This window comes from Dyella solisilvae, from assembly GCF_003351225.1.
GTDB classification, from domain to species: domain Bacteria; phylum Pseudomonadota; class Gammaproteobacteria; order Xanthomonadales; family Rhodanobacteraceae; genus Dyella; species Dyella solisilvae.
In genome coordinates, this window is sequence record NZ_QQSY01000001.1 from 1,475,427 (window position 1) to 1,488,434 (window position 13,008).

Genomic DNA, 13,008 nt, shown 5'->3' on the forward strand with positions numbered 1-13,008 from the left:
GCAGCCTCTCGGAAACCCGGGGTGATTCACATCGGATTCGCAGTCTAGCCGCCAAATACGGATGGGCGCGCCGAAAGAGCTGCCATCGCTGCGGCAAGCGATGCCGATGCGGCTCGCTCATGTCCATAGCTTCCAGACAATCCAGCCATGAAAATACTCGCGTCGTAAGCGTATACCTTACTTGCGCGCACGAATAAGGATGGGAAGCATTAACCCGTAACCCCCGCCTGGGAAATTATTGGAAACGAACCCCGCAAAAACATCATAAGTGACCCCAAGCTTTACGTCTCGAAATCCTGCAGCGCGAAGATCGTCGAGCAAATCCCAGCCGTGGTGATAAAAAGCGAGAATACCTTCACTCGAATTCAATGGATCGCCGTGGAATTCGGGTGTTTCGAAGTGACGAAGAGTGCCATCCTCGTTCATTCTTGCCCGAATAAGTGTCTCTTCTCTTTCCACGAAAAATGGACAGGTGAAAATCGTCGCTCCACCAACGATTAGCGCACGATGGCTCTCACTAATAGCTTGGCGGTAATCAGGAATATGCTCAAGAATATCGTTGTGAACAAGCAATCGGAGACTGTTATTTGCAAAGCTTAGTGAGACCAGTGACTCATGTCGGACTGAAGTCTCCGGGCCGCATGGATATTCCCCCCCCCCTTGATGCCCAGGACCAAGGTACTCACTTCCGATCAGATCAGGAAAATGATTAGCCAGCCTTGCGTAAAGTGGAGTTACCCTCTCAAGCAAGAGAATGGATTTGGCACCGGCATTATCACCATGCATCTCCTCAACAACTGCCTTGTAAATCAACCGGCACCGATTAGATAAACCGCAGTCGCTACAAAGAAGGCCCTCCCTCAGATTCGGGAGGTGACCAAGCATTGCACCACTCCGAATCTGCATCGTGGTCACGCGCTCACAACACACACAGTAACCATTAACTGAATCGATCGTGGAAAGCCATTCCTCAGAAGCTACTCTCAGACGCGCACACTGATCGGCAAACGCCTGGAACTGTTCGCGTCCCTCAAGCCAATGAATCATGTCTTCCCCCACGCGCAGTGAAAAAAGATATTCAGGCGGCCGTGTTCGGACACGACATACCCACCAATTTGGCAAGAGTGGCCACTTCAATTTGGTGACGGGTCAGATCGAACTGGCGGTGCGCCCCAGCTATCGACATCTACCCATCAGCGGTCATCGGGACCAGCCGCAACCTCTGAAGGACCGCTAGAAGATCCAGCTCTTTCTCCCTTGTGGGGCTCACAGCGCCCCCATCGAAGCGTACATCCCAGTAGAAATTCACCGGCGAACCGCTGGACCTCTGACTCAACCGCCGGCAGCCTGCGAAACGCTCCTTGGCTGCCAGCGAACTTAGTCGACTTCATCGTGCACTCGAACTGGGCAACTGATTCCGGTCCAGCGGCAACCATGGATAGTCATACGCGAAGCCGCCATTTAGCGTCAACCCGTCGCCATTCGGTCGCCGATGCTCCTTCGGGTAGGCGCTCAACGAGGTGTAGTGCGTGACATAAGACTTGCGGGTAAGCGCCGGGTTGTTGATGGCCGTACCCTCATGAATCAAATTGCCGTGCCAAATGAGCACGTCACCTCGCTTTGGAAGGAAGACTTCCGGCGCAATGGCCGCCTCCTGGACTCTTCCCTCAAGGTACCTCGAGAATTCGATGGGGGTCCTGACGCTAGCCGGCTCCAGCAGAATGCTCCCTTGGCCCCAGTCGAAGAATCCCGAGACTTCCGGCTGGTGAGAACCGGGATAGTAGGCAAGGGGACCGGAGTCGGGATGGATATCCTCGAGCGGTATCCAACTGGCAGCCAAGTGTGCCAACTTGGTCTGGCATCGCACATACGGATAATCCACATGCGCCGGCTGTTGACTGCCACGATAGAACGTTAGCGATTGCAAGGCACAGGCGGGCGAACCAAAGACGTGCTCGAGGAACTCTGTCACCACCGGCGTCAAGCTCAATTGGCCCGCCGCCCGGGAGATGGAATGGATGCTGTTGAACTTGACTCCATCCGAATCAAGCTCTTCGTCGGTAAACGTGGCAATGTCTTTTTGAACGCCCTTGATTTCAGCGCTGAGCTCGAAGTCCCGATGATGCCTGCGCAGATACTCCACGTCATTGAGCAAGGCTTCGATCAAGGCGGAGTCCACAGCACGCTCGAAAATCACAACACCGCGGCTATGCCAGTCGCTAAGCTTTTGTTCCAGGTCGTGACCCGCGCGGTCCGAAACTTTCGCCAGGTATCCGCTAACGTCAGCTCCGTCGAGATCGATCCAGGTGCGGCTCGACATCCAGTCATCTTTCGTAAACAGCTTCATTCAATTCCTCCCTGTGCGCAGCGGTTAGCCGCTTAAGGCGCAGCACATCACCGTCGCGTCTTTCAACTTTAAGGACCAACTGCCACCATGCGACCGTTGTCACACGCACTTAGTGAGCCTCCATCGGCAACAGCTAGGTAAACATGGTAATCCGCCGCAGGCAGGCCTTTCAGGTCCAACTCGACCGTAAAGCCAGCATGCGCAGCCTTTTGCCCCAAGTCCGCCTCCACATCCGGGCGATCAATGGACGGCACAATGGCCTTCTCAAAGAAACGGGAAGACGCCTTGTCCTCAAAACGAATCACGTAGCGGGGGGACGCTACCTGCGGCGCGGCAATCCACCCAGAGAAGTGAACCGGCTTTGCGCTTGACACGGCAATCTTCTGACCTTGGAAAACGGCGCTATCCAGGCGTTCGATATTGCAGGTCTTCAACTCCCCAACATCGCTCCCCGGCTGATAAGCAGCCAGAGCCTCGGACTTCACGTCACCCTGCACGGTAGCCGCTGCCTCCGCCTTTTGGTCCGCCCGCTTCTGCTGGCCGACCTGTGCGGTCTGATTTGGTTCGTGACAACCCACGAGCGCACTAGATGCGAGACATACCACCGCCAAAACAGACTTTCTATTCCACGTTCTCATCACCCTCACTCCAATTATCGATTTGCCCACTGGTGCTCAGTGGGCCTGCTGAACAATTGGCCCAATGACGGCGTATCGCCGTTCAAGCCAGGCATAGCACCTCTTGCCAAGCTTCATGCCGGGACGCTCGATCAAATTGTAGGTCAGCACCGATAACGGAATGAGAATCGCGTAAGTCAACACGCAGCTCGCTACGAATGCCACGCTCATGCTACCGACGTGGCCATAGATCCACCTGTAGACCGGACCCAGGAAGAACACCAGGGTCGGATGATTCAAATACATCGAATAGCTGACCTTGCCCATCAACCGAGTCAAGCCGTTGACCAGCAGGCCGACGGGGCGGACCGAAAGTGCCAGCACCGCCAAGAAGCAACATAGCGCTTTCGCATACCTCGGATCAGGCAACCCAAAGTAGCCGACCCCGTCGAGCACCGACAAATACATGAAGGCCGCCGCCAGCAACATCATCATTCCAACGGAAGAAGCAGTCGCCGGTCGCTCATGGGACCACGGAAGGGCCTTTTGCACTATGAAAAAGGCAATGGCACCGAAGGCGAACTCAGGCAGGAATTTCGGAAAGAACCACTGCCGATACGACGCCAAGGCTTGCGCCGATATATTCAGGTAACTGAGGACCAAGTCGCACGCCCACCACACTAGCATGGACGCCAGCAGGAACGAGATGGCCTGCCAGACATTCTTCGTTCGCAGATAGACGAACGGAAATACGACGTAGAACAGCATCTCCACGCCGATCGTCCAACTGGCCCAGACAAAGCCTTCCTGGTGCATAGGAATGAAATTGAACAGAAATGATCCGCTGGCCAGGATCATCCCCCATGTATGCGTCGCCTGATAAACGTAGTGGTCCCGAATTATTGTCAGCACGATCCACAGATAGAAAAGAGGAGCAATGCGGAAAAACCGATGCAGTGCGTAGCTCAGCCATGGCCAGCGCTCCTTCTCTCTCGCAGGCATCGTGTAGAACAACGAAAACGAGCTGATGACAAAAAACAATGTCACACCGGTGCCGCCGTTGAAGGCAACCAAATGTCCCCAGGCCGGCACATCCAGATTTGGGTTGGAAATCAAAATCATGTGGAACACGACCACGTAGGCCGCAGCCAGTCCTCGTAGCGCGTCCAGAAAATCTAGGCGCATTGCGGATCGCGAGGTTGCGGCCGAAGCGCTTGATGTTGTGTTTGCCATTACATGCCTCGCACATCGCGGGACCGTCATGGTCCCGCGTCGATATCCCATTCAAACGATACAACAGTCAAGGCCCGTGCCTTGGCTCACGGGCATGCGCTTTATTGAATCGACTCTTGCTCCACCTGGGCTTGCAACCTCCCCGCCTCTTCTGCAGAGAGATCGAAATAATCGCAAAGCGAGCGAACGTAAGCATCGGCCTTCGCCAAGACCTCCTCTGGAACCACGTAACGCGACCTCACCAGGCGCTGCATGCGGAGAATCTCCTTCATGTGGGGCCGGCTGTCACCGCCGATCGTGACGCTCGTCTGGTGCCGCCGATGCAGGTTGAGCCCTTCCGCGACGAAAGCGACCTCCCCCTGCTCCAGCACGGACAGGTAGACCAGCCAATCGCCGGCCACACGAAAGCCTTCCAGGTTCTTCCGTTCACGGGCCATGGCAGACCTCAATACGTCCCGCCGGAACAGCACGGCACTAACATTCGGCACGGTGTTCTTGATCGCCAGGTGCCGCACGATCTCGTTCTGCCCCGATTGACGATAGGGCTTGACCCAAGCATCCGAAGACACGTCACTGGTGTAATCCGTGTAGTTCTTGGCCAACAGACGGCCACCGCCGTCGATCTGCTTGGACTGACAGTAGGCCATGACGATCTCCGGATCCCTTATGCTTTCAAGCAGCGCCGATAGAAAATCTGGTTCGGCCAGGTCGTCAGCTTCGGCAATCCAGATGAATTCGCCGCGAGCCAGCTCGACTCCCTTCTCCCACTGCTTGAAGACCGATCCGGAGTTTCGCCTGTTACGAACGAGCCTGATGTGGATGCCTCGATCGGCCGCCAATCTCTCGATGACCTGTACACTATCGTCCGTCGAAGCGTCGTCGAGGACGATCAACTCATAAAACGGCACCCGCTGATTCAGGACCGAATCAATACGCGAGGCGATATAACCAGCATAATTGTAGTTCGGCACAACCACCGACACCTTGGGCAACGGTGCACCGGCCATCTCTAGCAGGTCAAACAGATAGCTGCGGAAGCAGTAGTCCGTTTCGACCAGAGCGCGGCCTTTTTCCCCCTCGGCGCGAGACAGCATCTCGTTGGTTATCAGATCCGCGATGGCCGAGGTCAGCAGCCCCACGTTCTCCATGGGTACCAGCCGGCCGCCACCCTGGCCGAGCAACTCAGTGAAACCACCGGCGTCCTTGAAGCCGACCACCGGCACGCCTACCTGCAGCGATTCCATGACGACCGACGGGAAAGGATCTTCGCGCGATGTCAGTGCATAAATATCAGCACCCGCGTAATAGACGTCCGTATCGGACTGCAAACCCACAAAGTGGAAACGGTCAACCAGCCCCGACGCGGCGATGATATCTTCGATTTGCGGCTGCAGGCGCACGTCGGCATGTCCTACCCACACATAGTGAACATCAGCGCGTTGCCGCATGAGCCGAATGCCAGATTCCACGAACAGATCGACTCCCTTGCGATGATCGGCATAACCGACGCACAGGACGATCTTTGTGTCGGAGTCGATACCCAGCTGCTGGCGAAGTTGCTGCCGTGCCTGCCTTCGACCATCCGGAGACGCAAAGCGATTGAGCTTGTACAGTCCCTGAGGTCGAATGACTGTCTTTTCGCTCGGCACGTTGGCGCTCCGCGCGAATTCGCGGCGCACTTGCTCGGCCGGGAATACCACCCGATCTGCGTACTCGGCGATCGTTTGCGCATGTGCTTCAAGCTTGTTGCTCTCGATCATGCCGGAGAGTTCGTGCACCAAACTCACCACCGTCATGCCCGCACGCTTAAGCGTCTTCACCAGCAAGCCCGCCACTGTTGTGTTGGCGATGACCTGGCGCGCTCCGGCGCGGTAGAGCATTTCCGCGAGGTGAACGGCCTCCTCCCCCTGCGGATCCTTCCCGCTGAGATCATGCACTATCGCCCAGCGAGAAAAATCGCCGGCAAGTCGTCCCTCCCCAAGCAGTATCAGATCCACTTCAAACTTGAAGGTCTGCCCCAAGGCACGCGCCATGTGCAGCGCCAGTAATTGCGCACCATGCGGGTGTGCGTCATGGGACACGATGACGATACGCTTTTTCGATACGACATCAGTCGTCTGGTGCAGCAACGCATCGCGCGTCTGTTGCAGGAAGGCGTAGCCGAAGCGCCTGTCCGGTTCGAGGTGTGCGCCTTCGGCCCATTCGTTCCAGGCATTGATGAAGACCAGGCTTTCCCCAGCGACGGGATGGGAGCGGGCGTAATCGGTGGCGACATCCAACCATTCGCGATAGCGCTGCGGCGTGGCGTTGGCGAACGTGTAGCCGCGTCCGGGCTTGCGCGCCTCATTGTCCCAGGACGGGAAAACGCCGCGAATCATGTTGTACGCCGGCACTCCGTGATTTCGCGCACGCTGGACGACGGTTCCGTAGTCAATCACATGACCGGAATAGTTCGGATTGATGATTTGCAGGTGGTCATTGATTGCATCGAGATTGCGTGCCAGCTTGTGGGGCGGGAATTCGATCGCCGCATCAAAACCGAAGGTGCGCGGATCCTCGACGTCGAACTGCACCATGGCAAGGAACAACTCGCCAATACCGACCTTTCGGCAGTGCTCACGCCAGCGCTGCAGCGTGGCCGCGGCGTCGGGCAGGATCGACGGACGATAAAGCACGATCAGCGGCCGGCCATTCACACGGATGTAGCGCGGGTCGCGTAGCAAGGGCTCCAACGCCGTAATGAAGGCCTGATCATCCTCCGGCGAATAGTTCTGACCGATGAGAACCTCCTGATCCAGTCCATCCCAGCGACGCGTCCAGTTCTCGTTCGCCCAGCAAATGCAGAATGGAAAATCAATATCCTTGTGGGCAAGGAACTGTTCCAGCGGGCGCTCGAGCAGACGCCGACCCGCAAACCAGTAGTAGTGGAAGCAGAAGCCTTGCAAGCCGTAGTGCCGGGCCAACTCGACCTGCCTGCGCATCACATCGACCACTCGCAGATCATAAAAACCCAGCTCGCCCGGTAGGTGAGGCTGGTAATGGCCAACGAACTGGGGCGCTGCCTTGGATACGTTCGTCCATTCGGTAAAACCCCGTCCCCACCACTCGTCGTTCTCGGGAATCGGGTGGAATTGGGGCAAATAGAACGCTATAGCGCGCACATCAATGCGTTGCAGATCCGCAGGCCGATCGTCCAGCGCGACGTACTCGTTGCTCGGGATATTGTCGGCCAGCGAATACACATGTGAGAGCAGGTGTTCAGCCCGGCCGCCTTCACCCGCTGCAAGCGCAGGATCCAGTGCCGTCCTTGCAGGCGGCTCCGCGGTAAAGGGGGGCTGCATGGCCAGGGCAGCGGCGCGCCGCTCCTCAAACGCCCTCCAGGCTCGATGGCTGCGCGTATTGCGAAGCAACGGAGCCGTCGCGCGAAATAGGCGACCCTTCACCTTCAAGCGAGCCTCGGTGGACATCGGCAGTTTGTCGTATGCGTACTTGACGCTGCGCCCGACCATTCGCTTCCAGGCACGGGGGGAGAGCGCTCCACGCACCCACCGGATTGGCGCGGTAATCCGCCAGCTGGTAGAAGCGAGCAGATCCCCGATTTGCGCCTGGCTGTCGGCAAGCTCGCCGGACAACGCCTGAAGCTTGCTGTCCTTGGAATCCAGCACTCCCTGCAAATCTTCCAGCTTGCGTTGAATGTCCGCGTCGAGAGTATCCAGGCGCTCAGTTACCCGCGCATCGATGTACTCCTCGCGTTCGAGCTGCTCTTTCAACTGCTGCCGAAGATCGTCGAACTTGCCTTCGATATCCGTGTCGATGGAGGCCAGCCTTTCGCTCAACTCATGATTCAACGCCCCCGACAGCTCTTGTTGACGCCCAAGGTCTTGGTGCAGTGAATCAATTTTGTCAGTCAACGCGCACAACGCGTCGCTATTTTGCGTTGCAGCCTTTTCGCCCTGCTGGGCGAGCAGCGTTATCAGCCGGTCCTGGTTGCTGGCCTGGTGCCGAAACTGCTCCGCTATTTCGACAAGCGCAGAATGCTGTCCATCCGCATGAGCTTGCGCTACATGTCGATTGGTTCGCGCCCATAACGAAAATTCTTCCACGATGGTTTCAAGGGCGGCCAAGCGGCCATGCCCTTCCACCGGCATTATTTCCTTCAACAGAGCCTGCCCCTCCTGCAGTTCCGCCACAAGGCGAGTCAAGTCGTCAATTCTATGCGATACGCTCGCAAAGGTGGCATCCAACTGGGACGACAGGATGTCGCGATTTCTTTCAATCGATTGATCCAGGAAATCCGTGCTTTCGGCCAGCCGAGTTTCAGCGAAGATGGCGCGCCCTTCGGCCGTCCAGCGCTCTTTGGTGAGCGCATCGACATGGCTGCCATACACGCTGGCAACTGCGTGAAAGTGCTTGCCGGCGTTTGAAATAACCTCCCAACTCAGGTCATCTTCGGAAAGCCTGAGGCAGTCCTCATAGAGCTGCGAGACAAATGGGGGAGTCGTAGCCAGACCAGCCAATTTGGCTCCATCGGTTACCGCGACATGATGGCGCCGCCCCTTCTTGAGGAAGTCGTCGACATCTTCCGCCGCCTGCTCTACTGGGCAAGGCCAGGAAATCGCAAGATGCTGCGCAATGCGATCAACCTGCCCCCGCCAATCGGTGAGCAGCTGGTCATAGGTGACCATGGTGCGGGGACAATCCCGCGAAGTGGACTCAGCCTGGAGCAGGTACTGCGCCCACATGAGGAACAGGGGTTCGCGAGCCCACTGATTGCGAACGTGGAGCGACTCGACAACTTCACGTGGGTCACGCACTACGAAAAGGCAGTCCACCGCGTAGCCGGCTGACTGCAAGGCACTGATCCAGATCGGTGCCGTCAGACAGATGCGGGGATCCTTGATGGCGATCGCCGAGGAGGACGCAAACTCTCGCTGAATCAACAGCTCGATGCGTGCAAGCGCATCCTTGGCCGGCTCGCTGTCCAGCCAGCCTACAGGCATCTCGCGCATGTCGTACCAAGTGCGATCCAGCCTTTTCAGCAGCTCCTCATTAATTTCAACTGCTTCGGCATGCTCCCAGAAACCCTCCGGATTATCGCTGGCGGGGGTTACCAAGTTCTGGCCAAGTTCGAGACCCAGAAGGTTGACGAGACGCGTCACCGCAGACGTGCCGCTGCGATGCATGCCCAGTACGAGTAGTGCGCGCTTCTGTACGCCGTGATTGGAAATCATGAAATAACCATTGCAACGCCTTCGGCGTTGATTTCAGGGGTAATGTCCAAATCCATGGTCGTCGTCGCCAGTCGGCCCGGTTCGTGTATGACCTTGAACATGGCCGCATCAATCCACCGATCGAGGTACACCTCCTCCTCGCCCAGGCGCCCCTGTACGCCCGCATTGAGAAAGTAACTCCCCGAGGCAAAAGCGCAACGGAATCGAAACCGCACCTCAATCTCACCGTCCGCTGAGATATAAGGCAGATTGTCTCCCGTCCAAGACGTCACGCTGCCGGCAAGCTCCAGCCCAGTAATGGTCTTGATCAGCATGCCGCAACGGATGGCGGTGGCGGCCTGACTGAATCTGACGCGATAGGTGTATACGTAATCCCTACCCACCTTTAGTACGTTGACCCTTCGCCCACTTTCCGTCTCGATGTGCGGATCGCGGATCGCTGCTCCTACCGGGTCGTAATGGAAGGTGCTCTTGGGCACCATGCCAGGCTCCAGGTAAGACTCGTCCTCGTCGCACTGCTCGGTACTACCCAGAGCCTCGGGCGCCAGCATCGCCACAGGCTGCGTGGCCGCCAGGTCCGGCGCCCCTGCACCCCGCTGAGACTCCAGCTTGATCGCCGAACGGATCGAGGCCACCTTGTCCGAGGGTGAGTACAACAGCTTCTGGTAACGCGAAACCACGTGCTTGGGAGTACCTACCGCGAGCAACTCCCCCCCATCCAACAACACGGCGCGGTCACACAATTCAATGACGGTACTTGCCGAATGGGACACAAACAGGATGGTGGCCCCGTTTTCGCGGATTCGATTAATTCTCGCGAAGCACTTGCGCTGGAACGCTTCGTCACCGACCGAGAGGGCTTCGTCGACGATAAGGATGTCTGGATCGACGTTAATTGCCACCGCAAAGGCAAGTCGCACGTACATGCCGCTCGAATACGTGCGTACCGGACGATCCATGAAATCGCCGATTTCCGCGAATGCGGCGATATCCTCGAAGCGCTCGTCGATCTCCTCACGCTGGAGGCCCAGAACCATGCCATTCAGGTAAACGTTCTCGCGACCAGTGAATTCAGGATTAAACCCCGAACCAAGCTCCAATAGCGCCGCCACACGACCATTGACCTGCACTTCGCCGGCACTTGGAGTGAGCGTGCCGCAAATGATCTGCAGGAGCGTCGATTTTCCCGAGCCATTGCGACCGACGACGCCAAGTGTCTCGCCTCGCGCTATGGTGAAATCGATGCTCTTCAAAGCAACGAACTCGTTGTACCAACGCTGTTTGTTGCGCCTTGAAAGCATTTGCCACAGACGATGGTGCGGACGCTCGTAAACCGGAAACGATTTACTGATACCGCAGATTTCAATGGCATTGGCTTCAGAGGACATCTGCAAACCCCTTACGCGTCTTCTGGAACCACCAGAATCCCAACCAGGCAATGCCCAGACTCACCACGGCATAGATGCCCAGACCGAACCAGTCCGGCATCCGTCCCCAAACCAGCACGGCGCGAGACTGCTCGATAATGAAGGTGGAAGGGTTGGCCAAGATGATGCCCTTGAAGCCCTCCGGCAGGTTGTCGACCGAATAGAACACGGGAGCCAGGAACATCAGCGCCGTGGTGATGATGCCAGTCGTCTGTGCTACGTCGCGCATGAACACGCCCAGCGAAGCCAAGAACCAGCTGACACCGAGGATACCCAGCGAGAAGGGCAGGATAACCAACGGCAACAACAGCGCCGTCGGATGAGGGATTCCCACCAACACGAGGTAGGCCCCCAACCACACAAGCAGGCTGATGAAGCAGTGAAACAGCGATGCCCCCATGCCAATCACCGGCATGATTTCGAGAGGAAATACCACCCGCTTTACATAACTGACATTGGAAACAATGAGTGTAGGCGCCCGATTGATACTGTCCGAAAATATCGTGTAAACGATCATTCCCACGAATAGCACAATTGCAAAGTTGGCCTTGCCGGTTTCGCCGGCTCCACCCCAGCGGGCATGGAATACAGTAGTGAATACAAACGTATACACCAAGAGCATCAGGAGCGGATTGAAAAAGGACCAAGCAAGCCCAAGAAAGGACCCGCGATAGCGTCCCAACACTTCGCGTGTCGTCATTTGCCAAATTAGCGCCCGATGCGCCCAAATGGTCCTGGCCATCGCCAATGGTGACGATGCCTGTGCCGAATGCGGATCCACTAAACTTACTCCGAACAAAGGTGAAATCGGTATGGCGTATACGACCCGAGTCAGCGCAATGCAGTCTCGAGTTCCGCAACCAGGTCATCGCAGTCTTCCACGCCGACCGACAACCTGATGAGACCATCACTGATTCCGAGCGCCTTGCGCTTGGCAGCGGGCAGGGACGCATGAGTCATGATGGCGGGATGCTCGATCAGGCTTTCCACGCCGCCGAGAGACTCAGCCAACGCAAACAGCTCGCATCGCTCCAGCACGCGCCGGGCGCGCTTCAGGCCACCCTTGACCTCGACGCTCATAATGCCGCCGTAGCCTTGCATCTGGCGACGGGCCAGGGCGTGCTGCGGATGGCTCTTCAAACCGGGATAAATGACCCGCTCGATGGCCTCGTGCCCTTCCAACCACTTGGCAATCAATAGCGCATTTTCGCAATGCGCCTTCATGCGCAAATGGAGGGTCTTCAGGCCCCTCATGGCCAGGAACGAGTCAAACGGGCCGGCCACCGCGCCCACAGAGTTCTGCAGGAAGCCCATGCGTTCGACCAGCTGCTCGCCCTTGGCCACCACGACGCCCCCAACCATGTCTGAGTGACCATTCAAGTACTTGGTGGCCGAGTGCAGCACCAGGTCTGCGCCGTACTCGATCGGGCGCTGCAGCACCGGGGAGCAGAAGGTGTTGTCGACCACCAGGATCAGCCCGTGCTGGCGGGCAAATGCACTGATCTTCTGCAGATCGACCAGCTTCAACATGGGGTTAGTGGGCGTTTCGGCCCAAATCATCCGCGTATTGGGCTTCAACGCAGCACTCAATGCCTTGAAATCATTGAGGTCCACGAAGCTGAAGTCCAGACCGGCCGAGCGACGACGGACCCGCTCGAACAGCCGATAGGTGCCGCCGTAAAGGTCGTCCATGGCAATCACGTGGTCGCCGGCATCCAGAAGCTCGAGCGTCGTCGACGCAGCCGCCAATCCCGACGCGAAGGCAAACCCCGCATCACCGCCCTCAAGTGCAGCCACGCAGCGCTCATAGGCCATGCGCGTAGGATTTTGCGTTCGGGAGTACTCGTAACCCTTGTGGCGGCCCGGACTCTCCTGAACATAAGTGGAGGTCGCGTAGATGGGGGTCATGATGGCCCCGGTAGCGGGGTCGGGCGCTTGTCCGGCATGGATAGCGCGAGTGCCCATCCCCTGATGGCGTTCCATTGACTTTCGGGCCATGGCGTGCTTCTGACCTGGTGGGTTCCAAATGTGACCGGACATGTTACCCGCCCCCCGTGCTTTTGCCTAAATGGCCCGTTACCGTGCCGCCTTCAGGCTACAGGCACCTGCAAGCTCATGTCACAATGCCCGCCCCATCGACGTGAATCGAGGCA

Annotated in this window: 8 protein-coding genes; all 8 read right to left on the minus strand. The window is 57.5% G+C overall.

Annotated elements, in window-relative coordinates; genetic code table 11:
* Nucleotides 1-177 precede the first annotated feature (177 nt).
* The 8 genes from DVT68_RS20260 to DVT68_RS06505 all read right to left on the minus strand — a co-directional run bounded on the left by DVT68_RS20260 (nucleotide 178) and on the right by DVT68_RS06505 (nucleotide 12,853).
* Entirely contained in the window at nucleotides 178-1,047 is an 870-nt protein-coding gene (locus DVT68_RS20260) for a class I SAM-dependent methyltransferase (RefSeq protein WP_147281676.1), read from the minus strand.
* 340 nt (nucleotides 1,048-1,387) lie between these two features.
* Nucleotides 1,388-2,347, minus strand: coding sequence for a phytanoyl-CoA dioxygenase family protein (locus DVT68_RS06475; RefSeq protein WP_114824161.1), 960 nt, complete (start codon nucleotides 2,345-2,347; stop codon nucleotides 1,388-1,390).
* Between the two features lie 68 nt (nucleotides 2,348-2,415).
* Complete coding sequence (locus tag DVT68_RS06480) at nucleotides 2,416-2,832, minus strand: hypothetical protein (protein WP_147281677.1); 417 nt, start codon at nucleotides 2,830-2,832, stop codon at nucleotides 2,416-2,418.
* Nucleotides 2,833-3,021: 189 nt separating this feature from the next.
* On the minus strand, nucleotides 3,022-4,197 hold the full coding sequence (locus DVT68_RS06485) for an acyltransferase family protein (RefSeq protein ID WP_158543458.1): 1,176 nt from the start codon (nucleotides 4,195-4,197) through the stop codon (nucleotides 3,022-3,024).
* A 101-nt stretch (nucleotides 4,198-4,298) separates the two neighbouring features.
* On the minus strand, nucleotides 4,299-9,428 hold the full coding sequence (locus DVT68_RS06490; RefSeq protein WP_114824164.1) for a glycoside hydrolase family 99-like domain-containing protein: 5,130 nt from the start codon (nucleotides 9,426-9,428) through the stop codon (nucleotides 4,299-4,301).
* A complete protein-coding gene (locus DVT68_RS06495) occupies nucleotides 9,425-10,816 on the minus strand; it encodes an ABC transporter ATP-binding protein (RefSeq protein ID WP_114824165.1) in 1,392 nt (463 codons plus the stop codon). The genes DVT68_RS06490 and DVT68_RS06495 overlap by 4 nt, the downstream gene beginning before the upstream one ends.
* On the minus strand, nucleotides 10,806-11,636 hold the full coding sequence (locus DVT68_RS06500; protein WP_114824166.1) for an ABC transporter permease: 831 nt from the start codon (nucleotides 11,634-11,636) through the stop codon (nucleotides 10,806-10,808). The genes DVT68_RS06495 and DVT68_RS06500 overlap by 11 nt, the downstream gene beginning before the upstream one ends.
* A gap of 50 nt (nucleotides 11,637-11,686) precedes the next feature.
* Nucleotides 11,687-12,853 (minus strand): cystathionine gamma-synthase, encoded by a 1,167-nt coding sequence (locus tag DVT68_RS06505; RefSeq protein ID WP_114824167.1) that lies wholly within the window; start codon nucleotides 12,851-12,853, stop codon nucleotides 11,687-11,689.
* Between the last annotated feature and the right edge of the window lie 155 nt (nucleotides 12,854-13,008).

Excerpts from the sequence above, each read along its gene's own strand:
- DVT68_RS20260 (WP_147281676.1), bottom strand. The coding sequence starts at position 1,047 with ATGATTCATTGGCTTGAGGGACGCGAACAGTTCCAGGCGTTTGCCGAT.
- DVT68_RS06475 (WP_114824161.1), bottom strand. The coding sequence starts at position 2,347 with ATGAAGCTGTTTACGAAAGATGACTGGATGTCGAGCCGCACCTGGATC.
- DVT68_RS06485 (WP_158543458.1), bottom strand. The coding sequence starts at position 4,197 with ATGGCAAACACAACATCAAGCGCTTCGGCCGCAACCTCGCGATCCGCA.
- DVT68_RS06490 (WP_114824164.1), bottom strand. The coding sequence starts at position 9,428 with ATGATTTCCAATCACGGCGTACAGAAGCGCGCACTACTCGTACTGGGC.
- DVT68_RS06495 (WP_114824165.1), bottom strand. The coding sequence starts at position 10,816 with ATGTCCTCTGAAGCCAATGCCATTGAAATCTGCGGTATCAGTAAATCG.
- DVT68_RS06505 (WP_114824167.1), bottom strand. The coding sequence starts at position 12,853 with ATGGCCCGAAAGTCAATGGAACGCCATCAGGGGATGGGCACTCGCGCT.